We start from the raw sequence: 24,799 nt of genomic DNA on the forward strand, positions 1-24,799 counted from the left end.
TGTTGCCATAGGCAGGCTTTGTTTGGCTTGGGTGTGCTTAACACACCCTCATGGTTAGCCGTGGAATTGCATGACCAAAGGCACAATCAGCAAAGCCACAATGTTGATGATCTTGATCAACGGGTTGATGGCGGGGCCAGCGGTGTCTTTGTAGGGGTCGCCTACGGTGTCGCCAGTCACGGCAGCTTTGTGCGCTTCTGAGCCTTTGCCGCCGTGATGGCCGTCTTCGATGTACTTCTTGGCATTGTCCCAAGCGCCGCCGCCAGTACACATGGAGATGGCCACAAACAGGCCCGTCACAATGGTTCCCATCAGCAAGCCGCCGAGGGCTTTGGGGCCAAGCAGCAAACCCACCACAATGGGCACCACCACGGGCAACAAGCTGGGAATCACCATCTCTTTGATGGCAGCGGTGGTCAGCATGTCTACTGCGCGTCCGTATTCGGGCTTGGCAGTACCTTCCATGATGCCCTTGATTTCGCTAAATTGGCGACGCACTTCAACCACCACAGCGCCCGCTGCGCGGCCTACGGCTTCCATGGCCATGGCACCGAACAGGTAGGGGATGAGGCCGCCAATGAACAAGCCCACAATGACCAGGGGGTCGGACAAGTCAAAGGTGATGGCCTTGCCGTAGGTTTCCAGTTTGTGGGTGTAGTCTGCAAACAAAACCAATGAAGCCAAACCCGCAGAACCGATGGCGTAGCCTTTGGTCACTGCTTTGGTGGTGTTGCCCACAGCATCTAGCGGGTCGGTAATGTCACGCACGCTGCTGGGCAGTTCGGCCATTTCGGCAATACCGCCAGCGTTGTCTGTGATGGGGCCATAAGCGTCCAAGGCCACCACAATGCCCGCCATGGAGAGCATGGACATGGCGGCAACCGCAATGCCGTACAAGCCAGCCAAACTGTACGAAGCAATGATGGCCATACACACAAAAATCACAGGCCAAGCTGTGGAGCGCATTGAAACGCCCAAGCCAGCAATGATGTTGGTGCCGTGACCGGTTGTGGAGGCCTGCGCAATGTGCTGCACGGGGCTGTATTGGGTGCCTGTGTAGAACTCAGTAATCCAGACCAAGGCGGCCGTGAGTACCAAGCCCACTGCGCAAGCACCGAATAGTTTCAATTGGCTGCCGGTGGCTGTGATGGCGTTGTCCGGCATGATCCACATCGTGACGAAGTAGAAAGCAATGAGGGATAAAACGCCCGCAATGGCCAGGCCTTTGTACAAGGCTGGCATCACATTGGTCATGCCGGGCGAGGCCTTCACAAAGAAGCAACCAATGATGGAAGCCACAATGGACACGGCGCCCAATGCCAAGGGGTACATCACCGCACTGCCAGGGGCACTGGCCACTAGCAGCGAGCCCAACACCATGGTGGCAATCAGGGTGACGGCATAGGTTTCAAACAAGTCGGCTGCCATACCGGCACAGTCACCGACGTTATCGCCCACGTTGTCTGCAATGACCGCAGGGTTGCGGGGGTCGTCTTCTGGAATGCCCGCTTCAACCTTACCAACCAAGTCGGCGCCCACGTCTGCACCTTTGGTGAAGATGCCGCCGCCCAAACGGGCGAAGATGGAGATCAGGGAAGAACCAAAGGCAAATCCAATGAGAGGGTTCAGGATGACAGACAGTTTCACGTTGGGTGTGAGGTTGCCATTGCCCGCCAAAAACCAGTAGAAGCCTGTGACGCCCAAAAGGCCCAAGCCCACCACCAGCATGCCGGTAATCGCACCGCCGCGAAAGGCGACATCGAGGGCAGGGCCAATGCCTTTGGTGGCGGCTTGTGCCGTGCGGACGTTGGCTCGAACAGAGACGTTCATGCCGATGAAACCGCAAGCACCCGAAAGCACCGCACCAATGACGAAGCCAATGGCCGTGGTCATGTCGAGGAAAACGCCCATCAAAATGGCCAAAACCACGCCCACGACTGCAATTGTTTTGTATTGTCTTGAAAGGTAAGCCGCTGCTCCGGCTTGAATCGCGGCTGCAATTTCTTGCATTCGCTCATTGCCAGGGTCTTGGGCCAAGATCCAGCCACGTGCCCAAACCCCGTAAATTACGGCGATCAGCCCGCAAACTAGCGCCAAAATCAACGCTGAATTGCCTGTCATAAATCATTCTCCTTAGTTGTTACCGCTGAAAGGAGGTGCAACGCTCGAGGAACACCTCCCGGCGTTGCTTCCTCGCTCCCAGAAGGAGTCGATTGGCCAACAAGCTCATTAAAAGGGCATTGTTCTGAAATCGCAAGCCCTGTGAAAGTAAAATCGGGGTTAATCCTAAGGTTCTTAGATTTACTTCAACTCTTTAAATTTTCAGAAAAATGTCCCTAGACAACGTCACCCCAGGCAGCAAAGTCCCCGAACAATTCAACGTCATCATCGAAATTCCGATGAATGCCGATCCCGTGAAATACGAAGTGGACAAGGAAACAGGCGCTATTTTTGTCGACCGTTTCATGAGCACGGCCATGCATTACCCCACCAATTACGGGTACGTGCCCAAAACCATTAGTGGTGACGGCGACCCTGTCGATGTGTTGGTCATCACCCCTGTGCCACTCATTCCCGGCGTGGTGGTGCCTTGCCGCGCCATTGGTATTTTGAAAATGGAAGATGAAGCCGGCGAAGACGGCAAAGTGTTGGCCGTGCCCACCGACAAAATCTTGTCCATCTACACACAATGGCAAAAGCCTGAAGATTTGAACCCTTTGCGTTTGAAAACCATCGCCCATTTTTTTGAGCACTACAAGGACTTAGAAGTTGGTAAATGGGTCAAGATTTTGGGTTGGGAAGGCCCAGAGTCAGCCAAGAAAGAAATCTTGGACGGCATTGCCAATTACCAAAAGGCCAACGCCTAATTTCGCTTCAAACAGCCGATCACTTCTCTTTGAGGGGTGATCGCGCTTCGAGATTTTCCAAATAGGCCTCAATGCCGTGGCCTTCACGCTCAAGATATTTTTCAACAGCGTCTGCAAAGCTAGGGTGCGCCAGCCAGTGCGCACTGCTGGCCTTGATGGGCATGAGTGCTCTGGCCATTTTGTGCTCGCCTTGTGCACCCCCTTCAAACCGCTCAATGCCATTTTGAATGCACCATTCAATGGGTTGGTAGTAGCACGCTTCAAAATGCAAACAGTCAACGCGTTCTAAGGCTCCCCAATAGCGGCCGTAAGCCACTTTGTTGTCGACACCAATCAAACTACAGGCCATGCGTTGGCCGTCTTTTTCTGCAATGAACAAGACCCAGTTGTGCGGCATGTTGTGTTGCATGCGCTGAAAAAAGTCGCGATTTAAATAGGGCGCATTGCCATGTTCAAAATAGGTTTGGGCATAGCATTTGTAAAAGAAATCCCAGTCGGCAGATTGAATGTTTTCACCTGCCAGGGCATGAAAGCGAACGCCTGCGTCATTCACTTTTCGGCGCTCTTGTTTGATTTTTTTCCGTTTTTCTTGATTCAAGGTTTGAAGGAATTGGTCAAAGTCTTGAAAGCTTTTGTTGTGCCAATGAAACTGAACGGTATGGCGGCTGAGCCAGCCTGCAGATTCTGTGGCTTGCTTGTCTGAGGCAGACAAAAACAACACATGCAATGACGACCAAGCTTCCTGTTTGGCCACTGCGACTGCAGCTTCCAAAAGGGCAGCCCGACTGACGTCGCTATCGGCCAAAAGTCTGGTACCGGGCACGGGCGTAAAAGGCACTGCTGTCACCGCCTTGGGGTAGTAGTTCAGGCCATGTCGCTGATAGGCATCGGCCCAAGCCCAGTCAAAGACGTACTCTCCATAGGAGTGGGGCTTGATGTACAAAACCATGGCGCCTGCCAATTGACCAGCCTTACGTGGCTGTTGGGCAGGCTCAACAGTTTGTTCCGTGTCCGGGATGTCGCCATGACGCAGCGTCAAGACCTGCAGTTGCCAACCTGTATCGGGCGTGGCTGAGCCGCTTTCTTCCATGGCCAACAGATAAGCGTGGCGCATAAATGGGGTAGGCTCGGTTTGTTGCGCCAAAAGGTCGTCCCAATCCTGCGCCAAAATGTCTCGCATCGAACCGAGCAGCTCAATGACATAATTGTTGGAATTGAATTCCTTCACCCGTATGACCCTTCAAATTTGTATTGCCCAACTTAACTTTGTCGTTGGTGACATGGCGGGCAATGCTCGCAAAATCATCGACTCAGCGCGCAAGGCCTATGAACAGGGCGCTCGCGTCTTGGTCACGCCCGAATTGGCCATTTGTGGCTACGCCGCAGAAGACTTGCTTTTGAGGCCCGCTTTTATCGACGCCTGTGATGATGCCCTGAAAACAGTGGTCCTTGAGTTGGCTGGGCTAAAAGGCATGCACGTTGTGGTGGGACACCCCGAGGGCGGCGGTATTCAAAGTCGCAGCGTTTCAGTCACCCAACGTTTCAACCGGGCCAGTGTTGTGTGTGAGGGGCAGGTCATTGCCACCTATGCCAAACAAGAACTTCCCAATTACCAAGTCTTTGATGAACGCCGTTATTTCACACCGGGCCACGAGGCTTGTGTGTTTGAAGTGGCGGGCGTCAAGTTGGGCTTGCTCATTTGCGAAGATGCGTGGTTTGAATCGCCCGCGCAAAAAGCCCGACATGCTGGCGCCCAAATGCTTTTGGTTTTGAATGCCTCCCCATTTCACGTGGGCAAAGGGCTGGAGCGAGAAGTTCAAATGGCTCAGCGCGTCAAAGAAAGTGGTTTGCCCCTTGTTTATGCACATCTAGTTGGCGGACAAGATGAGGTTATTTTTGAAGGTCGCTCTTTTACTCTAAACGATCAGGGCCAAGTGGTCGCCAGGGCACCAGCGTTTCAAGAGTGTTTGCAAACCATTGAGGTTCAAGCAGAAAAGGGGCAATCTGGTTTAAGCATCCGTGGGCAGCAAATTTCGCCTGAAAGCTCTTGGCAAGAAGATCTTTGGCATGCGTTGGTCTTGGGCATCAAAGACTACTTGGGCAAAAACGGTTTTCCAGGCGCCATCTTGGGCCTCTCGGGCGGCATTGACTCTGCCTTGGTGTTGGCCCTGGCGGTCGATGCCATTGGTGCTGACAAAATTCATGCGGTCATGATGCCGTCGCCCTACACGGCCGACATCAGTTGGTTGGATGCCCGCGAGATGGCGCAGCGTATGAGCGTGAGGTACGACGAAATTTCGATTGCGCCATTATTTGAAGGCTTCAAAGCGTCTTTGGCTGAACAGTTCAAGGGCTTGGCGGAAGACACGACGGAAGAAAATATTCAGGCACGTGTACGCGGCACGCTGTTGATGGCCATGTCGAACAAGACGGGCTCGATTGTATTGACCACTGGCAACAAGAGTGAAATGGCCACGGGTTATTGCACCCTTTACGGCGACATGGCCGGCGGCTTTGCGGTCATCAAGGACGTGGTCAAGACACAGGTTTTCAAGCTGGCCGAGTGGCGCAACCAACACGATCCTTACGGCACGGGCCAAAACCCGATTCCAGAGCGCATCATCACGCGGCCGCCCAGTGCCGAATTGCGAGCAGACCAAAAAGACCAAGACAGTTTGCCGCCTTATGAGGTTTTGGACGCCATTGTGCAGCGCTATATGGAGAACGATGAGGGCATCAATGCCTTGGTGGCCGATGGGTTTGATCGCGCTGATGTGGAAAAGGTCACGCGTTTGATTAAACTTAACGAGTACAAGCGACGTCAATCGCCTGTGGGAATTCGCGTCACACATCGCAGTTTTGGCAAAGATTGGCGTTATCCTATTACCAATCGTTTTCGAGCTTAATTTTTTTCGACTGGACATCACTCATGAAACAAATCACAGCCATCATCAAGCCCTTCAAACTAGAAGAAGTGCGTGAAAGCCTTGCTGAATGCGGCGTGACAGGCCTCACAGTGACCGAAGTCAAAGGCTTTGGCCGTCAAAAAGGGCACACCGAGTTGTACCGAGGCGCCGAGTATGTGGTCGATTTTTTGCCTAAGGTGAAAGTCGAAGTGGCGGTCAAAGACGGCGATGTGGAGCGCTGTGTGGACGCCATTGTCAAAGCCGCGCGCACTGGCAAAATTGGTGATGGCAAAATTTTCATCACATCCGTCGAGCGCGTCATTCGCATTCGCACAGGTGAATTGGACGACGACGCTGTTTAAGTTGCATTTAAAGTTGCATACGTCACCAGAAAAAACGCCGCAATTTGCGGCGTTTTTGTTTAGATGGCTTGGCTTTGAAACTTGATGGGCAATCCTGCCGCTTGGACCAGGCTGGGCAGCAGAACTGACAAGTCGTCATGGGACTGAATCAGGTCCATTTGCCATTCACCCATGAACTCGTGTTGAACCACACTCTTTAGAAAACTCAGCATGGGTTCATAGTAGTGGTTGACATTGAGCAAACCGATGGGCTTGTTGTGATAGCCCAGCTGGCGCCAAGTCCAAACTTCATAGAACTCTTCAAAGGTGCCAATACCGCCGGGCAAAGCCACAAAAGCATCGGCCTTTTCGGCCATCATTTGTTTGCGTTCGTGCATGGTTTCAACCACATGCAATTCGGTGCAGCCGGTATGCGCCCATTCTTTTTCGACCAGGGCTCGTGGAATGACGCCAATCACACGGCCTCCTGCAGCCATGGTGGCGTCGGCCACAATGCCCATCAAACCATTTCGGCCGCCGCCATAAACCAGTTGTCCGCCATGTTGGCCAATCCATGTGCCCAGTTGAATGGCTGCTTGGGTAAATGCGGGGTCAGTGCCGGGTTTGGAGCCGCAATAGACGCAGACCGAAAAGCTGGGTTCAGTCATGGAAAAGTTTCCAAAGGGCTGCCATCCAAATGCCCATGCACAGCAACAAACTGAGAAGCACGGCCGCACTGCCCATGTCTTTGGCGCGCTTGGAGAGGGCGTGCCATTCGGTGCCAATTCGGTCAATGGCGGTTTCAATGCCTGTGTTGAGCAACTCAACCACCATGACCAAAATGACGGAGCCAACCAAGAGGGCAACCTCGACCCACGTTTGACCCAACCAAAAAGCAGCGGGTACCAAGATGATTGACAGAATGGCTTCTTGCCGAAAGGCTGTCTCACCCCAGCCAGCCTTTAACCCGGCCAGCGAATAACCGCCTGCATGCAAGATGCGAGAGAGACCTTTTCTGGCCTTTTGGGGGTTAACGATTTCTGAGTTCATGGCAGGCACAAGTTGAAATTTCAGGGCTTTTTTTGAACATCAACCAACTGAGTTCCTGCCCAAACGTCATGCCAGTATTGTCTACGGGATTGAAAGCGGCTTAAAAGCGCCCAAACAAGAACCCAACCAAACACCAAAACTGCCACCTCGGCCGCGGGCAAGTTGAAGGGCCATGCGATCACCATGGGCGGCAAAAACCAGACCCAGCTGAGAGCATACCTTGCCAAGGCTCGCGCTTGACTCACAGGCAGGCCGTCTTTGTCCAAAATGCGGATGTGCCAAGTTTTCATGGCCAGGGTTTGGCCTTTTGACCAAAGCCAGGTGAAGTAAATGGCAAACACCAAAAATAAAAAAGCTTGCAGGCCGTGCCGGTTGTTCATAGCGTGCTTGGTCTGGCTGAGGGTGCCAAACAAATAGCCTGCAATGAACACAACGCCAAACAACAACATACCCTCGTACAGCCAGCAAGCCATGCGCTTGCGCAAGGAGGGAGTGCGCAAAATTGGATCTTGGCTATTGCCGTCTTGCGGACCTACTGAGGCATCGGCGTTTGATTGAGCCGACGCATCGGGTTGATTCTCGTCGCTCAATTTAAGTACCCTCAGGAATGATGACAGTGATTGGCAAAAGGGTTTTTTTGTCGATCACTGTACCCGTACTTAATTTGGCTTTGTCAGACGAAGGTGTCGATTTGCCTGGTAAACGCATGACTTTGTGAGGGGGTGGGGCTTTGGAGGCGGTAGCGGCGCCCTGAATGCCAGTGGTTTTCTGGGCTGCCAATTTCTTTTTGTCTGCCGAACTCAGGGCTTGGTAGGCTTCCCATTGCGTTTTCTTTGCGTCGGCGTCCAAGCCCTTTGTTTCATTGAATGAGAGTCGGGCTAGGGCGCGTTGCTGGGGACTTAAAGAAGCCCATTCGGCCATTCTTTCATGAAGGACAGCCTGCTCTTTGGCGGACAACTTGTCAAAGGTGGCTGAAATGGCCAGCCATTTTTTTTTCTGTGCCGAATTGAGCTGTGCCCAGTAGGGGGCTAAAGGCGACAATGCTTTTCTTTGTAAAACAGTGAGTGTTTGCCAGGAAGAGTTGGCTGGCAAAGCAGCAGATTGGTTGGCGGAAGCAACTGCTGCAGATTTTGAATCGCCTGGGGCATGAGGGCCAACTTGCGCCCAAGCGACCGTAGCCGCACCACTGAGTGCGGCGGTCAAGATGCATGTTCTAACGCTCAAAAAACTCAATCCGATTCCTTGACTTGGGCGGTGGGTGACTTGAGAAACACCAAGAAACCGGGGTCGGTGTAAGCGGCGGGCGGCAAGTCATCGATCAAGAGTTCTGTGTCGAGCGATGCCAATTCATCGGTACGCGTTTCGTTTTGAAACACATGAATGGTGGCCAGGCCAAATAACATAGCAATGAGTGGCAGGGCAGAGGCTAAGCGGCTCCACAGGTTGAGACCTTCGCCCAATGAGCCGAGTGAGGGGCCGCCCGCAGTAGCCAATTCTGGGGCTAAAACTCGGACGGGTTCACGTTTGCGCTGGGCCAAAGCCTGCATTCGTGCGACGCGCAATCTTTCTGAAATATCGTGGGGCAGGTCTGCGGCATGCTCGTTTAAACGGCGCGCGTAAGCCTGACCCAGCCGGTCAACATGGTTCATGTCGATGGTCGATGCTTGCTTTTTCATGTGTTAAATCCTTTGGCGCGAAGTGCTTTACCCAGCGCCTGAACAGCCCTCGAGCAGTGAGTTTTGACACTGCCTTCCGTGCAGCCCATGGCCACTGCCGTTTCGGAAAGGTTCATCTCCTCCCAATAACGCAGCAGGAAGGCTTCACGTTGACGTGGCGGCAATTCTTGTATTTCCGCCTCTATTTGGTGAAAAACTTGCTTTCTGTGGGTTTGGTCTTCGGCACTTTCGCCCAAACCGGGGTCGCTCAGCCCCCCCAAGTTCTCTAAAAAGTCGAAATCTTCGCCATCTGCATCGGCTCCAAAATCGCCCATGTTCGAGAAAAGGGCGTTCCGAGTTTTTTGGCGTCGGAACCAATCTAGGGTGGTGTTGGACAAAATCCGCTGAAAAAGCATGGGCAATTCGGCGGCCGGCTTGTCGCCGTAATGGGTGGCCAGCTTGATCATGCTATCTTGCAAGATGTCCAAGGCAGACTCCTCGTTGCGCACGTGATACAGCGTGCGTTTGAAGGCGCGCTTCTCCGTGTTTTTGAGGAAATCTGAAAGTTCTTGTTCGGTAGCCACAGCTTGCACCTGTTTTGTGCGAGTTGGATTATGGCATTCTGGGGCCTATAATGCCGGGTTGCAATTGAAAAAACGCAAACGGATCACCATCCGGCCAAGGCACTTACATGTGCAGGTTTATGTTGGTGGTCTTAAGTTCTGATGCGACTTCACAAGAGTCCCGCAAATGAGCACCCAAGGTTTTTCGTTAGAGAAATTCACAAAGGTTGAATATGGAAATCTCCAAAGCTGAAATGGCCAATGCGGCCAACGTTGCTGCTGCTGCAGCTTCCTCGTCCCCCGTCGAACTGCGCGGTGGCGAAATCCTCGTTAAAGCGCTCCAAGCCGAAAACGTCAAATACATCTGGGGTTACCCAGGTGGTGCCGTTTTGCACATCTACGACGCTTTCTTCAAACAAGACACCATTCAGCACGTGCTGGTTCGCCACGAACAAGCTGCAGTCCATGCAGCCGATGGCTATGCACGTGCAACAGGCGATGTCGGTGTGGCCTTGGTCACATCAGGTCCAGGTTTGACCAATGCCGTGACCGGCATTGCCACTGCCTACATGGACAGCATTCCCATGGTCATCATCAGTGGTCAAGTGCCCACTGCAGCCATTGGCCTCGATGCTTTCCAAGAGTGCGACACTGTGGGCATTACGCGTCCCATCGTTAAACACAACTTCTTGGTCAAAGACGCCCGCGACATGGCTGAGGTCATGAAAAAGGCCTTCCACATTGCGCGCAGCGGCCGTCCTGGTCCCGTGGTGGTCGACATTCCAAAAGACGTCTCTTTCAACAAGGTGCCTTACACCGGCTACCCCGAAACCGTTGAAATGCGTTCTTACAACCCTGTGCGCAAAGGCCACAGCGGACAAATTCGCAAAGCCCTTCAGTTGTTGATGGCGGCCAAGCGTCCTTACATCTACACCGGCGGCGGTGTGTTGCTCAGCAATGCCTCAGCAGAATTGCGCCAATTGGTTGAGATGTTGGGTTACCCAGTGACCAACACCCTCATGGGCTTGGGCGCATTCCCAGCCACCAATCCCAAGTTTTTGGGCATGCTGGGCATGCACGGCACATGGGAAGCCAACAACGCCATGCAGCACTGCGACGTGTTGCTGGCCGTGGGTGCCCGCTTTGACGACCGCGTCATTGGCAACCCCAAACACTTTGCTCAAAACGAACGCAAGATCGTTCACATCGACATCGATCCTTCCAGCATTTCAAAGCGCGTGAAGGTTGATGTGCCTATCGTGGGCGATGTCAAAGATGTGTTGACCGAACTGATTGCAATGATCAAAGAGTCTGGCCTCAAGCCCGACAACAATGCATTGGGAGCCTGGTGGTCCACCATCGACGGCTGGCGCCAACGCAATTGCATGAAGTACGACAGCGAGAACACGCAAGTCATCAAGCCCCAAAAAGTCATTGAGACTTTGTACGGCATGACCAAAGACGCCGATGCTTACATTACATCTGACGTAGGTCAGCACCAAATGTGGGCTGCCCAGTACTACAAGTTTGACGAACCCCGTCGCTGGATCAACTCCGGTGGTTTGGGCACCATGGGTGTGGGCATTCCTTACGCCATGGGCATTAAATTGGCCAAGCCTGATTCAGAAGTGTTCTGTGTCACGGGCGAAGGTTCTGTGCAGATGTGTATTCAAGAACTCTCCACTTGCTTGCAATACAACACGCCCATCAAAATTTTGTCATTGAACAACCGCTATTTGGGCATGGTTCGTCAGTGGCAACAAATTGAATATTCGGGTCGTTACAGCCACAGCTACATGGACGCCTTGCCCGACTTCGTGAAGTTGGCCGAAGCTTATGGTCACGTGGGCATGCTCATTGAGCGTCCTGAAGATGTCGAGCCTGCATTGCGTGAAGCGCGCAAGCTCAAAGATCGCACGGTGTTCATGGACTTCCGTACCGACCCCACAGAAAACGTGTTCCCCATGGTTCAAGCTGGCAAGGGCATTACAGAAATGTTGCTCAGCCCCGAAGACCTCTGAGCCACGTCCATCATTTGAATTAACTTTAGAAGAATCTATTGACCGCCAAGCCTGCACATTACCGTGTGCAGGGGAGGGCGGCGAAAAGAGGAATCGCACATGAAACACATCATCGCAGTTTTACTTGAAAACGAACCCGGCGCTTTGTCGCGTGTGGTTGGCTTGTTCTCCGCTCGTGGTTACAACATTGAGTCCCTCAGCGTTGCACCCACCGAAGATCCCAGCCTGTCACGCATGACCATTCAAACCACGGGTTCGGACGACGTCATTGAACAAATTACCAAGCACCTGAACCGCCTCATTGAAGTGGTCAAAGTGGTTGACTTAACCGAGGGTGCCTACACCGAACGCGAACTGATGCTGGTCAAAGTTCGCGCCGTGGGTAAAGAACGTGAAGAGATGAAGCGCATGGCCGACATCTTCCGGGGTCGCGTGATTGATGTCACCGACAAAAGCTACACCGTGGAACTGACGGGCGATCAATCCAAAAACGATGCGTTTTTGGAAGCCATCGACCGCAGCGCCATTCTCGAAACAGTCCGCACCGGTGCCTGTGGCATTGGTCGGGGTGAGCGCATTCTGCGCGTCTAACTCAGCGCGTATTTCCGCGTTTGACTCATTTATTTTTTGAACGATTTTTGAAGGAGAGAACCCATGAAAGTGTTTTACGACAAAGACTGTGACCTCAGCGTCATCAAAGGCAAAACAGTGGCCATCATTGGCTACGGCTCACAAGGCCACGCACACGCACAAAACTTGAACGACAGTGGCGTGAAAGTGGTTGTGGGTTTGCGCAAAAACGGCGCGAGCTGGCCCAAAGTTGAAAAAGCTGGCCTGACAGTCATGGAAGTGGCCGATGCAGTCAAAGCTGCAGACGTGGTCATGATTTTGTTGCCCGACGAACAAATCGCCGACGTGTACCGCAACGATGTTGAACCCAACATCAAAAAGGGTGCTTCTTTGGCTTTTGCACACGGCTTCAATGTTCACTACAACCAAGTGGTGCCCCGTGAAGACCTCGACGTTTGGATGGTAGCGCCTAAGGCCCCCGGCCACACCGTTCGCAACACTTACACACAAGGCGGCGGCGTGCCCCACCTGGTGGCTGTGCACCAAGACAAGAGCGGCAAAGCAAGTGCATTGGCACTGAGCTACGCCATGGCCAACGGTGGCGGCAAAGCCGGCATCATTGAAACCAACTTCAAAGAAGAAACAGAAACCGACTTGTTCGGCGAACAAGCTGTTTTGTGCGGCGGCGCCGTCGAACTCATCAAGATGGGTTACGAGACTTTGGTTGAAGCTGGCTACGCCCCCGAAATGGCTTACTTCGAGTGCTTGCACGAGTTGAAGCTCATTGTCGACCTGATCTATGAAGGCGGCATCGGCAACATGAACTACTCCATCTCTAACAACGCAGAGTATGGCGAGTACGTGACAGGCCCCGAAGTCATCAACGAGCAGTCACGCGAAGCCATGCGCAACGCGTTGAAGCGCATCCAAACCGGTGAGTACGCCAAGATGTTCATTTTGGAAGGCCGCACCAACTATCCAAGCATGACAGCCCGTCGTCGCTTAACATCAGAGCATTCCATTGAAGTGGTCGGCGCACAATTGCGTTCCATGATGCCTTGGATTGCTAAAAACAAATTGGTCGACAAATCACGCAACTGATTTTGCAACTGAGTTTGTCTGCCACTTAACCAGAAAGAACTGTCGCATGCACGATGGCACTGAAACCCCCGACGACGCCGAGCAGGCGGGTCAAGTTCGTAAACCCCGCAAGGGCATTTACGTCTTGCCCAACTTGTTCACGTTGGCAGCCCTGTTCGGTGGCTTTTACGCCATCGTGATGGCCATGAATGGCCGCTTTGACATGGCAGCCATTGGGGTGTTTTGCGCCATGGTGCTCGACAGTTTGGACGGCCGAGTGGCCCGCATGACCAACACGCAAAGCGCTTTTGGAGAACAGATGGACTCTTTGTCCGACATGGTCTCCTTTGGCGCTGCGCCTGCACTCATTGCTTATGAGTGGTCCCTCAAAGGTTTAGGCCGTTGGGGTTGGATTGCTGCTTTCGTTTATTGCGCATGCGCTGCATTGCGGTTGGCGCGTTTCAATGTCAACACGGCGGTTGTTGATAAGAGATTTTTTCAGGGCCTGCCTTCGCCGGCAGCTGCAGCCCTTGTGATGGGATTTATTGCCATCATGTCCGATGCAGAAGTGGCGCCAGCCAGCATGGCCTGGCCCATGTTCGTGGTGGCCTTGTTTTCGGGTCTCACCATGGTCACCAATGTGCCGTTTTACAGTTTCAAAGACGTCAGCATGAAGCAAAGTGTGCCCTTTGCGGTCATTGTGCTTATTGCTTTGGGCATTGCTGCCGTCAATATTCACCCGCCCATGGTCTTGTTTGGCTTGTTCGTTTTGTATGGTTTAAGCGGCTACGCCCTCTATGCATGGCGCCGCTTTAAGGGCGAGCCCACCAGCGTCATCAGCACGTCGACAGAAGACCCAGATGAACGCGGTCTTCATCAGTGATGAAATTTTTGAAAAGTTGTGATACAGTATTTCCATGAAAACGAATTTGCTAGCTCTACTGCTGACGCCTCACGGGCGGGATGTATAGCGCGCGCTGTTCAGTTTCCCATCTAGCCCGTATGCCAAAAGCAACGGGCTTTTTTGTTTTTGAAGTTTGCTTTTTGAATTTGGAATTTTGATTTTTTTACCAGGAGTGAAACATGGCCGATAAATTGATTATTTTTGACACGACATTGCGTGATGGCGAGCAGTCGCCAGGTGCATCCATGACCCGTGACGAAAAGCTGCGCATTGCGCGTCAATTGGAACGATTGCGCGTCGACGTGATCGAAGCCGGATTTGCCGCTAGCTCCAATGGTGATTTTGAAGCTGTACAGGCTATTGCCAATGCCATCAAAGACTCCACCATCTGCTCTTTGTCGCGTGCCAATGATCGCGATATTTCCAGAGCGGCTGAAGCTTTGAAGGGCGCCAACAGCGGCCGCATTCACACCTTCATTGCCACGTCGCCTTTGCACATGGAAAAGAAGCTTCGCATGACGCCCGATCAGGTACTCGAGCAAGCCAAACAATCGGTGCGCTTTGCGCGCAACTTGGTGGCCGATGTTGAGTTCAGCCCAGAAGACGGTTACCGCAGCGACATGGACTTCTTGTGCAAAGTATTGGAAGCTGTCATTGCAGAAGGCGCCACCACCATCAACGTGCCCGACACCGTGGGTTATGCCGTGCCAGAGCTGTACGGTCAGTTCATCAAAACCTTGCGTGAACGCATTCCCAACTCTGACAAGGCCGTATGGTCTGTGCACTGCCACAACGACTTGGGCATGGCAGTGGCCAACAGTTTGGCAGGTGTCAAATTGGGCGGTGCTCGCCAAGTCGAGTGCACCATCAACGGCTTGGGCGAGCGCGCAGGCAATTGCTCATTGGAAGAAATTGTCATGGCGGTTAAAACGCGCAAAGACTATTTCGGTCTCGAGATGAACATTGATCCCATTCACATCGTGGCGGCCAGCCGCATGGTCAGCCAAACCACGGGCTTTGTGGTGCAACCCAACAAAGCGGTGGTGGGTGCCAACGCCTTTGCACACGCTTCAGGCATTCACCAAGACGGCGTGCTCAAAGCGCGCGACACCTACGAGATCATGCGCGCAGAAGATGTGGGCTGGTCGGCCAACAAAATTGTGTTGGGCAAATTGAGCGGCCGCAACGCCTTCAAGCAACGCATGCAAGAGTTGGGCGTGGTGCTCGAAAGCGAAACCGAGTTGAATGCGGCCTTCACACGATTCAAGGAATTGGCCGATCGCAAGAGTGAGATTTTTGATGAAGACATCTTGGCCTTGGTCAGCGAGGAAAGCGTGACACAAGACAAAGAGCAATATGCTTTTGTCTCCTTGTCACAACACAGTGAAACAGGCGAGCGTCCTCAAGCTGCTGTTGTGTTTACGGTAGCCGGCAAAGAAGTTCATGGCAAGTCCGATGGCAATGGCCCCGTCGATGCTTCCTTAAAAGCCATCGAATCGATCGTTGAAAGCGGTGCAGAAATGGTGCTTTATTCCGTCAATGCCATCAGTGGATCTACCGAAAGCCAAGGCGAAGTTACAGTTCGCTTGCAAAACAGTGGGCGAGTGGTCAATGGCGTTGGGTCCGACCCCGACATCATCGTGGCTTCAGCCAAGGCTTACTTGAGTGCCCTCAACAAGCTGCAAAGCAAAGCCGAAAGGTTGGCAGCCCAGGGTTAATGAGGGTTTTGCCGAAGGCTCAAAAAGGTCTTCAAGAAGGTCGCGCAAGGTGTTGATCTTGCGCGACTTTTTTTATTTATGTACACTACGTCAAGTTTTTATTACACTTGCCAAATTCTGTTGAATTTTGGCCTTAGAAAGTACCGCTTTGACGACATCCAAACGCCCGTTTTTACGCCGACTTCTCAATTCATGTTTGGCGATGTGTTTGATGGCTGCCATGCCACTTGCCAGCTACGCCAATGACAAAGAAGCTGCTCGAAAAGCTAACTCTGACAAAAAGCCTACCGCACAACAGACAGCAAATAACAAAGTTAAAACAGCGGCCAAATCAACAGCCAAACCGACAGCCAAAGTTCGCAAGGTCGCAAAAAACAACGCCACAGACACTCGTGCATCTTTTGGCCGCGCGGCCGGCCTGCATCAAAGTGCCGATGCCCTCGACTTACGTTCAAGCGTGGCTTTGGTCATTGACCAAGATACGCACGAAGTTTTGCTCAGAAAAAATGACCTGGCTGTTCTGCCGATTGCGTCTCTGACCAAACTCATGACAGGCTTGGTCATCAGTGATGCCAACTTGTCTTCTGATGAAATGATCACCATCACGCAAGAAGACGTGGACACCGAAAAAGGCAGTACATCCAGACTGGCAGTGGGTTCTGTGTTGAGCCGTGGCGACTTGTTGCATTTGGCACTCATGTCCAGTGAAAACCGCGCTGCTCATGCTTTGGGCCGGACCTATCCCAATGGTTTGTCAGCCTTTATCAAAGCCATGAACGATCGTGCCACTGGCCTTGGCATGCGCTCTACGCATTTTGTCGAACCAACCGGTCTGTCTAGTAAAAATCAATCCAGTGCCACCGACTTGGCGGTTTTGGTGGGAGCGGCTTACAACGTGCCAGTGCTCCGTGAGTTGTCAACGTCACATGGCCGGGAAGTGGCTGTGGGTCGTCGTACCCTGCAATACAACACAACCAACCGCTTGGTCAAAAGCCCCAACTGGGACATCGGTTTGCAAAAAACCGGTTACATCTCTGAAGCGGGTCAGTGCTTGGTCATGCAAACCAAAGTGGCGGGTCGCAAATTGATCATGGTGTTTTTGGATTCAGCAGGCAAATTGAGCCGCATTGCCGATGCTGAGAGGGTACGCCGTTGGGTTGAGACCAACAACGCGCGTAGCGCCATGGCAGCTGCCAGCCCGGCCGGCTAATTCGATCGCCAGTCTAGCTGGCTGTTTAAATCATTAGGCCTTGTAGCCGAGTGCTTGCGAAATGCCCTCGGCTGTTGCCTGCAACTTAGGCAACCAGGCTTCGTCCAAACGATCTGCAGGGGCCGAGATAGAAAGTCCGGCCAACAACTTGCCTTGATCGTCGTAGATGCCCGCTGCAATACAACGAACGCCCAACTCCAACTCCTCGTTGTCTCGCGCAATGCCGTACTGACGCACCCTAGAGAGCTCGCGCTCTAAGACGGGCAATTGTGTGATGCTGTTTTTGGTATGACCGCTGAGGCCTGTGCGGGTTGCATAGCTGCGAACCTTCATGGGCTCATCGACCGACAAAAATAACTTGCCCACTGAGGTGAGGTGCAAGGGGGCTCTGCCGCCAATGGCGCGGACGACTTGCATGCCAGAGCGTTCGCTGTAAGCGCGTTCGATATAAACAATTTCATCGCCTTGGCGCATGCTCAAGTTGACAGGCTGTTGGATCAATTTGTGCAAATCACGCATGGGTGCCAGTGCTGCATCGCGCACATTGAGTCTGGCCTTGACCATGTTGCCCAGCTCTAGCAAACGCATACCCAAGCGATAACTGCCAGGCTCAGGCCGATCGACAAATCGCCCAATGGTCAGGTCGTTCAAGATGCGGTGTGCCGTGGAGGGGTGAAGTCCCGTTTTTTCGCTGATTTCTTTCAAAGAAATAGCGTCCTCCCTTGAGGCCAGCACATCCATGAGCGAGAACAATCGTTCAATGACTTGAATGGTGGGGGCGACCGGCGTGGGTGCTTCAGCTTTTCTCATGGGACTTAACCTTGGTCTTATGAAAGCGAAGGGTCTTCCGCTGGAAGACTTTGCGAAATTCTATTTTACAAGATGAAATTAGCTTTGCACAGCCACATGGGGCAAGATCGTCACATGGGGCTGCCAAGTGCCTTTTTGCAAGCTTTCACAGGGGCTAAATCGTTCTTTGTATTGCATTTTGGGGCTGGCACCAATCCAGTAGCCCATGTAAACATAAGAAAGACCCAATTCGCGGGCTTGGTTAATTTGCCAAAGAACCCCATAGGTGCCGTAGCTGCAACGGTCTTCGGGGTCGTAAAAAGTGTAGACCGCCGAAAGCCCATCGTTGAGGACATCGACAATGCTGATCATTTTGAGCCTGCCGGGCTGGCCGTCAACGTCGGGTTGACGAAACTCCACCAGTCTGGAGTTGACGCGGCTTTGAAGTAAAAATTGTTTGTATTGCTCAACGCTGTCTTGGTCCATACCGCCACCTGAATGGCGGCTGTTTTGGTAACGCAAATACAAATCGTAATGTTCGCTTTCGAAGCCCAATCTGGAGACGCGGGCAATCAGGTTGCTGTGTTGCTTGTACGCACGTCGTTGGCTTTTGTTGGGCTTGAATTCTTGGCACAACACTCTCAGAGGAATGCAAGCATTGCAACCATCGCAGTAGGGTCGGTAGGTAAATAAGCCGCTGCGCCTAAAGCCTCGTTCAACCAACTCTGAATAAACGTCGTTTTGAATGAGGTGACTGGGCGTAGCCACTTGAGAGCGTGCTTCTCGATCGGCCAAGTAGCTGCAGGGGTAAGACGCAGTGGCGTAAAACTGCAGCGTACTGAAGGGAAGGTCTTTGAGGTGCGTCATGCCGCACCTTGCGAACGCCAAGCGTCCCAATCAACTTGTTGGTTTTGCCAATTGATGCTTTCAAGACCGAGCGCCGGTTGCATGATGTTTAAAAATTCTTTTCGAGCCATTTCTTTGGCCCCCATCGACGCTAAGTGCGCTGTGTTTTGTTGGCAATCGATGGCTTGAATGCCGTGTTGATCGCACACATTGACCAACGCAGCCAAAGCCATTTTGGAGCCATCGCTCAGGGTACTGAACATCGACTCACCAAAGACAGCCTGGCCAATGCAGACAAAGTAGAGGCCCGCCACCAGCTGGCCATCCAGCCAAGTTTCTGCACTGTGGGCATAGCCGGCTTGGTGCAAAGCTTTGTAGGCTTCGACCATTTGCGGCACGATCCAAGTGCCTTTTTGGCCCTCACGCGGACTTTGAGCGCAGGCCTCAATGACGCGATCAAAAGCCTTGTCAAAGCACAATTCAAACTGGGGGTGCGAGGCGTAGCGAGAAAGTGTTTTTCTGAGGGAACGGTGTAATTTGAAGTTGGCCGTTTGCAGAACCATGCGGGGGTCGGGGCTCCACCACAATACGGGCTGATCTGGGTTGAACCATGGAAAAATGCCATGGGAGTAAGCCTCGAGCAGACGCTCCACGCCCAAGTCTGCGCCTGCGGCCAAGAGGCCGGGCGCGTCGGAGTCGGGGCCCCAAGCCGCGTCCACGGAGGGAAGCGGGCTTTGACTTTCGACCCAAGACAGGGGTGTTTGAGGGGTGCCTTCTGACATGTTTACAGTTTATGCTTGCGCCTATGAAACTTTACAACTACTTCCGCTCTTCCGCGTCATTTCGCGTTCGGATAGCCCTTCACTTGAAAGGCTTGCCCTACGAATATATCGCAGTCCATCTGGCCAAAGGTGAACATAAGTTACCCGCCTACAGTGAGGTTGCCGCAGACAACTTGGTGCCCAATTTGGTCATTGAAGGAGAACACCTCAGCCAATCGATGGCCATCATTGAGTATTTGGACGAGACCCACCCTGAACCCGCCTTGCTGCCCAAAGAGCCGATGGCACGCGCCCGTGTCAGGGCCTTGGCACAGTCCATTTCTTGTGAAATTCACCCCATCAACAATTTACGCGTATTGAAGTATTTGACGGCCACCCTGGGTTTAAGTGAGGATCAAAAGAACACCTGGTACCGCCATTGGGTGCGTGAAGGCTTAGAGTCCTTTGAGCGTCAATTGGCGCAAGGCCCTCAATCAACTTATTGCTATGGCGATACGCCTAGCTTGGCCGATTGCTGTTTGGTGCCCCAAATTTTCAATGCTCAACGCTTTGATGTGAATCTGGAAGGCTTGCCCTTGACCATGCGGGCCTTCGAGTCCTGCATGAAGTTGGACGCATTCCAAAAAGCGAAGCCTTCTGCTTGCCCAGACGCTGAGTAAGCAATTGATTGGTTTTAAACCCGAATGGCCGGCGCCGTCCTATGTTGGCGCCCTGATGACCACCCGCCATGGCGGCGTATCCAGTGCGCCTTGGGACTCGCTTAACTTGGGCGACCATGTGGGCGACAATTTAGAAAACGTTACAGCCAATCGGACCCGGGTCGCTCAGCAAATACAGACACCGGCCATCTATTTGCGACAAGTTCATGGTGTTCAGGGTGTGGCCATCGACACCCAAACCCCTGCCAACACCGAGGCCGACCTGGCTTGGACCCGTCAAGTCGGTGTGGCTTGCACCATGATGGTGGCCGATTGCTTGCCTATTTTGGTGTGTCATCCGCAGCAAAAATGGGTGGCTTCCGCGCACGCTGGGTGGCGTGGGTTGGCAGGCTCTCAAGGTTTGGGTGTGGTGGAAAGTCTGGCGTCCGTGATCCACGCACAGGGGCTTTCAACCCAAGATTGTCTGGTTTGGTTGGGCCCCTGCATTGGGCCCACAGCGTTTGAGGTGGGGCCTGAAGTCTTGGCCGCTTTTCAGAAATACAAGGATCAGGATACGAGCAAAAGCCATTTCGTGCCCTCTGTGGGGGGGAAGTACATGGCCGACTTAGCCGGTTTGGCTCGGAGTCGTTTGCTAATGGCAGGCTTTCAATATTTGTTCGGCAATGACAGCACACAAGCTTGGTGCACGTTCAGTCAGCCCAATCAGTACCACTCGCACCGCCGCGACGCTGCTTTGTTGGGAAGTGCAGGGCGCATGGCAGCTTACATTTGGATTACGGCCTAGGCGTCGGCGTTTCAGATTGCGTTTCGTCACCGTTTTGTAACGGTTTCTCCTCTGAAGCAGCCTTCTCTAATGCTAATCTGGCACGCTTGCGTTGGGGCGTTCCCATGATGTAAATAATTATGGCAGTTGGAAGGATCCCGTAAAGAATGAAGGTCACAATGCCTCCTAATACGGTTCCATTTGTGTTGGTGGCCTCGGCCACGCTCATCATGAGCGCTACATAAATCCAAGCAATTGCAACGATGTACATGCGTATAAAGTTAAAAAAAGAGGGGAGAAAAGCACATGACCAATTCCACCAATGAATTTTGGACACGCGCCAGTGAAGAGTTTCAACAAAGCCTCACCAAAAGCTGGGGTCAGGCTATGCAAACCTTTCAAACCATGGACCTTGGCGGTATTGTGCCCTCTGCCGACAAAACTGTCCCTCAACTCACCTTTTCTCAGGACAAGCTGAAGGAAATACAAGCGGCATATTTGGAAGAAGCCACAGCGCTTTGGAACCATGGCCTAGAGTCCAAGCACGAGATCAAAGACCGACGTTTTTCGACCGATGCCTGGACTGGCAACCCTATGGCTGCTTTTACCGCAGGTGCCTATTTGCTCAATGCCAAAACTCTGATGGGTTTGGCAGAAGCCGTTGAGGCCGACGAGCACACACAAAACAAAATCAAATTTGCGGTGGAGCAATGGGTGGCGGCTTCAGCCCCCAGCAACTTCTTAGCCTTCAATGCCGAAGCGCAAAAGAAGGCGATTGAAACCAAAGGCGAAAGTTTGGCCAAAGGCATTCAAAACTTGTTGCACGACATGCAGCAAGGCCATGTGTCCATGACCGACGAAAGCAAGTTTGTGGTGGGTGAAAACGTTGCAACCACTGAGGGTGCCGTGGTTTTTGAAAATGAATATTTTCAATTGATTGAGTACAAACCTCTCACCACCAAGGTTTATGAAAAACCTTTCTTGTTGGTGCCACCATGCATCAACAAGTTTTATATTTTGGACTTGCAGCCCAACAACTCCTTCATTCGGTATGCGGTCAGTCAAGGACACCGCACGTTTGTGGTTAGCTGGCGCAACCCCGATGAATCAATGGCCAAGAAATCTTGGGACGACTACATTGAGAATGCAGCCATCAAGGCCATTGCGCAAGTGCAAGACATCACAGGCGCCAAGCAAATCAATGCATTGGGTTTCTGCGTGGGCGGTACCATCTTGAGCAACGCTCTAGCAGTGTTGGCGGCACGTGGCGAGAAGCCTGTGGCCAGTGCCACCTTCTTAACCACCTTGATCGACTTCACCGACACAGGCGTGTTGGATGTGTTCATCGACGAAAACTTTGTGAAGTTCCGTGAAATGCAAATGGGCAAGGGCGGTTTGCTCAAAGGCCAAGACTTGGCCTCTACCTTCAGCTTCCTGCGACCCAACGATTTGGTTTGGAACTATGTGGTGGGCAACTACCTCAAAGGTGAATCACCACCGCCTTTCGATTTGCTTTACTGGAACAGCGACTCCACCAATTTGCCAGGTCCGTTCTACGCTTGGTACTTGCGCAATACCTACCTGGAAAACAAATTTGTCACACCAGGCGCCGTCACAGTGTGTGGTGAAAAAATCGATTTGAGCAAAGTTAACATTCCCGTCTACATCTACGGCTCACGCGAAGACCATATCGTGCCGATTGGCGGCGCCTATGCGTCAACCCAACACTTGCCAGGCAAGAAGCGTTTTGTCATGGGTGCATCGGGCCACATTGCAGGCGTGATCAATCCACCCACCGCTAACAAACGCAGCCACTGGTTGCGTGAAGATGGCAAGTTCCCTGCTACTGCAGATGCGTGGATTGCCGGCGCCACTGAGTTGCCTGGCAGCTGGTGGACTGACTGGTCCAATTGGCTGAAGTCACATGCCGGCAAACAAATTGCTGCCCCCAAACACTATGGCAAAGATACCAAGTTCAAAACCATTGAAGCTGCGCCAGGCCGATACGTCAAAGCCCGTGCTTGATTTTTAAATTCATTCATTCATAAAAAAGGAAGACATCATGGAAGATATCGTCATTGTTTCGGCAGCTCGCACTGCCGTTGGTAAATTTGGTGGTTCATTGGCCAAAGTTGCGGCCCCAGAATTGGGCAGCATTGCCATTCGCGAAGCCATTGCGCGCGCGGGTCTCAGCATGGATCAAATTGGCGAAGTCATCATGGGCCAAGTGTTGGCTGCTGGCGCAGGTCAAAATCCTGCACGCCAAGCCATGATGAAGGCTGGCGTCGCCAAAGAAACACCGGCCCTCACTATCAACGCCGTTTGCGGCTCTGGTTTGAAAGCCGTCATGTTGGCCGCGCAAGCTGTCGCTTGGGGCGACAGCGAGATTGTGGTGGCCGGTGGTCAAGAAAACATGAGCGCATCACCCCACGTGTTGATGGGTTCACGCGATGGCCAACGCATGGGCAACTGGAACATGGTTGATACCATGATTGTCGATGGCCTGTGGGACGTTTATAACCAATACCACATGGGCATCACAGCCGAGAACGTGGCCAAGGCGCATAACATTTCTCGCGACATGCAAGATGCATTGGCCTTGGGCAGCCAACAAAAAGCCAGCGCGGCACAAGACGCTGGCAAGTTCAAAGACGAAATTGTCGATGTGCTCATTCCTCAGCGCAAAGGCGATGCCTTGGTGTTCAACACCGATGAATTCATCAACAAGAAAACCAATGCAGAAGCTTTGGCAGGTTTGCGTCCAGCCTTTGACAAAGCAGGTTCTGTGACTGCCGGTAACGCTTCAGGTATCAATGACGGCGCAGCGGCCGTGGTGGTCATGTCTGCCAAGAAAGCTGCCGCCTTAGGTTTAACACCTTTGGCACGCATCGCTGCGTTTGGTACCAGTGGTTTAGATCCTGCCACCATGGGCATGGGCCCAGTGCCAGCATCGCAAAAAGCTTTGCAGCGCGCAGGTTGGAAAGCCAGCGATGTTGATTTGTTTGAATTGAACGAAGCCTTTGCGGCCCAAGCTTGCGCGGTTAATAAAGCTTTGGACATTGACCCTGCACGGGTCAACGTCAATGGTGGCGCCATTGCCATCGGTCACCCCATCGGTGCGTCTGGTTGCCGTATCTTGGTGACCTTGTTGCACGAAATGCAGCGTCAAAATGCCAAAAAAGGCTTGGCTGCACTTTGCATCGGCGGTGGCATGGGCGTGTCATTGGCCCTCGAACGTTAATTTTTCAGAAACTATCAAACTCATTTTTAAGGAGACAAACCATGAGTCAAAAAGTAGCATACGTCACAGGTGGTATGGGTGGCATTGGTACCGCCATTTGTCAGCGCCTTCACAAAGAAGGTTTCAAGGTGATTGCGGGTTGCGGCCCTACACGTGATTTCACAAAGTGGCTCGATGAGCAAAAAGCTTTGGGTTACACCTTCTACGCATCCGTCGGCAACGTGGGTGATTGGAATTCAACCGTTGAAGCTTTCACCAAAGCCAAAGCCGAACACGGCACCATCGACGTGTTGGTCAACAACGCTGGCATTACCAAAGATCGCATGTTCTTAAAAATGTCGCGTGAAGATTGGGACGCCGTCATTGAAACCAACCTCAACTCCATGTTCAACGTGACCAAGCAAGTGGTAGCCGACATGGTTGAAAAAGGTTGGGGCCGCATTGTCAACATTTCATCGGTGAACGGTGAAAAGGGTCAAGCAGGTCAAACCAATTACTCGGCTGCCAAAGCGGGCATGCACGGTTTCTCGATGGCTTTGGCCCAAGAGTTGGCCACCAAAGGCGTGACCGTTAACACCGTGAGCCCTGGCTACATTGGTACCGACATGGTCAAGGCCATTCGTCCTGATGTGCTGGAAAAAATCGTGGCCACAGTGCCTGTGAAGCGTTTGGGCGAGCCAAGCGAAATTGCTTCCATCATTGCTTGGTTGGCGTCTGAAGAAGGTGGCTATGCCACAGGTGCAGATTTCTCCGTTAATGGCGGTTTGCACATGGGTTAATTCCCCTGCGTGGCACTTGCTGTCATGTTGCAGAACCCCGCCTTGGCGGGGTTTT

At 52.6% G+C, this 24,799-nt stretch carries 27 protein-coding genes; 14 read left to right on the plus strand and 13 right to left on the minus strand.

Going from position 1 to position 24,799, the window contains the following annotated elements:
- Positions 1 to 54 precede the first annotated feature (54 nt).
- Positions 55 to 2,121 (minus strand): sodium-translocating pyrophosphatase, encoded by a 2,067-nt coding sequence (locus AMM03_RS10755; protein WP_090131432.1) that lies wholly within the window; start codon positions 2,119 to 2,121, stop codon positions 55 to 57.
- Positions 2,122 to 2,330: 209 nt separating this feature from the next.
- Here AMM03_RS10755 and ppa point away from each other — a divergent pair, with 209 nt between their 5' ends.
- Entirely contained in the window at positions 2,331 to 2,867 is a 537-nt protein-coding gene (gene ppa, locus AMM03_RS10760) for an inorganic diphosphatase (RefSeq protein ID WP_090131434.1), read from the plus strand.
- Between the two features lie 19 nt (positions 2,868 to 2,886).
- Here ppa and AMM03_RS10765 read toward each other — a convergent pair whose 3' ends face one another.
- Entirely contained in the window at positions 2,887 to 4,047 is a 1,161-nt protein-coding gene (locus tag AMM03_RS10765) for a GNAT family N-acetyltransferase (RefSeq protein ID WP_090131608.1), read from the minus strand.
- A gap of 52 nt (positions 4,048 to 4,099) precedes the next feature.
- Here AMM03_RS10765 and AMM03_RS10770 point away from each other — a divergent pair, with 52 nt between their 5' ends.
- Positions 4,100 to 5,773: an NAD+ synthase gene (locus tag AMM03_RS10770; protein ID WP_090131436.1), complete on the plus strand. Its 1,674-nt coding sequence runs from the start codon at positions 4,100 to 4,102 to the stop codon at positions 5,771 to 5,773.
- 23 nt (positions 5,774 to 5,796) lie between these two features.
- Entirely contained in the window at positions 5,797 to 6,135 is a 339-nt protein-coding gene (locus tag AMM03_RS10775) for a P-II family nitrogen regulator (protein ID WP_090131438.1), read from the plus strand.
- A gap of 59 nt (positions 6,136 to 6,194) precedes the next feature.
- Here the strand turns inward: AMM03_RS10775 and AMM03_RS10780 are convergent, their stop codons facing one another.
- The 6 genes from AMM03_RS10780 to AMM03_RS10805 form a co-directional block, all read right to left on the minus strand.
- On the minus strand, positions 6,195 to 6,782 hold the full coding sequence (locus tag AMM03_RS10780; RefSeq protein WP_090131440.1) for an LOG family protein: 588 nt from the start codon (positions 6,780 to 6,782) through the stop codon (positions 6,195 to 6,197).
- Positions 6,775 to 7,164: a diacylglycerol kinase gene (locus tag AMM03_RS10785; protein WP_090131442.1), complete on the minus strand. Its 390-nt coding sequence runs from the start codon at positions 7,162 to 7,164 to the stop codon at positions 6,775 to 6,777. Before AMM03_RS10785 ends, AMM03_RS10780 begins: the two co-directional genes overlap by 8 nt.
- 20 nt (positions 7,165 to 7,184) lie before the next feature.
- A complete protein-coding gene (locus AMM03_RS10790) occupies positions 7,185 to 7,667 on the minus strand; it encodes an RDD family protein (protein WP_255349625.1) in 483 nt (160 codons plus the stop codon).
- A gap of 88 nt (positions 7,668 to 7,755) precedes the next feature.
- On the minus strand, positions 7,756 to 8,367 hold the full coding sequence (locus tag AMM03_RS10795) for a DUF3106 domain-containing protein (RefSeq protein WP_194942855.1): 612 nt from the start codon (positions 8,365 to 8,367) through the stop codon (positions 7,756 to 7,758).
- A 26-nt stretch (positions 8,368 to 8,393) separates the two neighbouring features.
- Entirely contained in the window at positions 8,394 to 8,840 is a 447-nt protein-coding gene (locus tag AMM03_RS10800) for a DUF3619 family protein (protein WP_090131448.1), read from the minus strand.
- Positions 8,837 to 9,412, minus strand: coding sequence for an RNA polymerase sigma factor (locus AMM03_RS10805; protein ID WP_255349623.1), 576 nt, complete (start codon positions 9,410 to 9,412; stop codon positions 8,837 to 8,839). The genes AMM03_RS10800 and AMM03_RS10805 overlap by 4 nt, the downstream gene beginning before the upstream one ends.
- Positions 9,413 to 9,615: 203 nt before the next feature.
- On the opposite strand from AMM03_RS10805, the gene AMM03_RS10810 reads away from it, so the two are divergent.
- The 5 genes from AMM03_RS10810 to AMM03_RS10830 all read left to right on the plus strand — a co-directional run bounded on the left by AMM03_RS10810 (position 9,616) and on the right by AMM03_RS10830 (position 15,675).
- Positions 9,616 to 11,403: an acetolactate synthase 3 catalytic subunit gene (locus AMM03_RS10810; RefSeq protein ID WP_090131450.1), complete on the plus strand. Its 1,788-nt coding sequence runs from the start codon at positions 9,616 to 9,618 to the stop codon at positions 11,401 to 11,403.
- Between the two features lie 99 nt (positions 11,404 to 11,502).
- Positions 11,503 to 11,994, plus strand: a complete 492-nt coding sequence (gene ilvN, locus AMM03_RS10815; protein WP_090131453.1) for an acetolactate synthase small subunit — start codon at positions 11,503 to 11,505, stop codon at positions 11,992 to 11,994.
- Between the two features lie 63 nt (positions 11,995 to 12,057).
- The gene (ilvC, locus tag AMM03_RS10820; RefSeq protein ID WP_090131457.1) at positions 12,058 to 13,074 is read left to right on the plus strand and encodes a ketol-acid reductoisomerase; all 1,017 of its coding nucleotides are present in this window, start codon (positions 12,058 to 12,060) and stop codon (positions 13,072 to 13,074) included.
- Positions 13,075 to 13,120: 46 nt separating this feature from the next.
- Positions 13,121 to 13,936, plus strand: a complete 816-nt coding sequence (gene pssA, locus AMM03_RS10825) for a CDP-diacylglycerol--serine O-phosphatidyltransferase (protein ID WP_090131459.1) — start codon at positions 13,121 to 13,123, stop codon at positions 13,934 to 13,936.
- 200 nt (positions 13,937 to 14,136) lie between these two features.
- Positions 14,137 to 15,675 (plus strand): 2-isopropylmalate synthase, encoded by a 1,539-nt coding sequence (locus AMM03_RS10830; protein ID WP_090131461.1) that lies wholly within the window; start codon positions 14,137 to 14,139, stop codon positions 15,673 to 15,675.
- A gap of 90 nt (positions 15,676 to 15,765) precedes the next feature.
- Here the strand turns inward: AMM03_RS10830 and AMM03_RS14345 are convergent, their stop codons facing one another.
- Positions 15,766 to 15,897, minus strand: a complete 132-nt coding sequence (locus tag AMM03_RS14345) for a hypothetical protein (protein WP_255349626.1) — start codon at positions 15,895 to 15,897, stop codon at positions 15,766 to 15,768.
- Between AMM03_RS14345 and AMM03_RS10835 the strand changes: the two genes are divergently transcribed.
- Entirely contained in the window at positions 15,896 to 16,885 is a 990-nt protein-coding gene (locus AMM03_RS10835) for a serine hydrolase (protein WP_369793698.1), read from the plus strand. The two genes, AMM03_RS14345 and AMM03_RS10835, sit on opposite strands and share 2 nt — an antisense overlap.
- A gap of 33 nt (positions 16,886 to 16,918) precedes the next feature.
- On the opposite strand, the gene AMM03_RS10840 is transcribed toward AMM03_RS10835, so the two are convergent.
- From AMM03_RS10840 to aat, 3 genes are all read right to left on the minus strand, one after another.
- Positions 16,919 to 17,695, minus strand: coding sequence for an IclR family transcriptional regulator (locus tag AMM03_RS10840; RefSeq protein WP_090131463.1), 777 nt, complete (start codon positions 17,693 to 17,695; stop codon positions 16,919 to 16,921).
- A gap of 78 nt (positions 17,696 to 17,773) precedes the next feature.
- Positions 17,774 to 18,541 carry an arginyltransferase gene (locus AMM03_RS10845; protein ID WP_090131465.1) on the minus strand — a complete coding sequence of 256 codons (768 nt, stop codon included), beginning with the start codon at positions 18,539 to 18,541 and terminating at the stop codon, positions 17,774 to 17,776.
- A complete protein-coding gene (gene aat / locus AMM03_RS10850; RefSeq protein ID WP_090131467.1) occupies positions 18,538 to 19,302 on the minus strand; it encodes a leucyl/phenylalanyl-tRNA--protein transferase in 765 nt (254 codons plus the stop codon). Before aat ends, AMM03_RS10845 begins: the two co-directional genes overlap by 4 nt.
- Before the next feature lie 23 nt (positions 19,303 to 19,325).
- Here aat and maiA point away from each other — a divergent pair, with 23 nt between their 5' ends.
- Positions 19,326 to 19,961 carry a maleylacetoacetate isomerase gene (maiA, locus tag AMM03_RS10855; protein ID WP_090131614.1) on the plus strand — a complete coding sequence of 212 codons (636 nt, stop codon included), beginning with the start codon at positions 19,326 to 19,328 and terminating at the stop codon, positions 19,959 to 19,961.
- A 4-nt stretch (positions 19,962 to 19,965) separates the two neighbouring features.
- A complete protein-coding gene (pgeF, locus tag AMM03_RS10860) occupies positions 19,966 to 20,745 on the plus strand; it encodes a peptidoglycan editing factor PgeF (protein ID WP_228764657.1) in 780 nt (259 codons plus the stop codon).
- Here the strand turns inward: pgeF and AMM03_RS10865 are convergent.
- A complete protein-coding gene (locus AMM03_RS10865; RefSeq protein ID WP_090131469.1) occupies positions 20,735 to 20,995 on the minus strand; it encodes a hypothetical protein in 261 nt (86 codons plus the stop codon). The genes pgeF and AMM03_RS10865 overlap by 11 nt on opposite strands.
- 35 nt (positions 20,996 to 21,030) lie before the next feature.
- Between AMM03_RS10865 and AMM03_RS10870 the strand changes: the two genes are divergently transcribed.
- Genes AMM03_RS10870 through phbB form a run of 3 tightly spaced genes read left to right on the plus strand, consistent with a single transcriptional unit; the run spans position 21,031 to position 24,744 of the window.
- Positions 21,031 to 22,749 carry a PHA/PHB synthase family protein gene (locus tag AMM03_RS10870; RefSeq protein WP_090131471.1) on the plus strand — a complete coding sequence of 573 codons (1,719 nt, stop codon included), beginning with the start codon at positions 21,031 to 21,033 and terminating at the stop codon, positions 22,747 to 22,749.
- Positions 22,750 to 22,786: 37 nt separating this feature from the next.
- Positions 22,787 to 23,965, plus strand: coding sequence for an acetyl-CoA C-acetyltransferase (locus AMM03_RS10875; RefSeq protein ID WP_090131473.1), 1,179 nt, complete (start codon positions 22,787 to 22,789; stop codon positions 23,963 to 23,965).
- A gap of 41 nt (positions 23,966 to 24,006) precedes the next feature.
- Positions 24,007 to 24,744: an acetoacetyl-CoA reductase gene (gene phbB, locus AMM03_RS10880; protein ID WP_090131475.1), complete on the plus strand. Its 738-nt coding sequence runs from the start codon at positions 24,007 to 24,009 to the stop codon at positions 24,742 to 24,744.
- Positions 24,745 to 24,799 lie beyond the last annotated feature (55 nt).

It is taken from the genome of Limnohabitans sp. Rim11, assembly GCF_001269365.1.
GTDB lineage: Bacteria > Pseudomonadota > Gammaproteobacteria > Burkholderiales > Burkholderiaceae_C > Limnohabitans_A.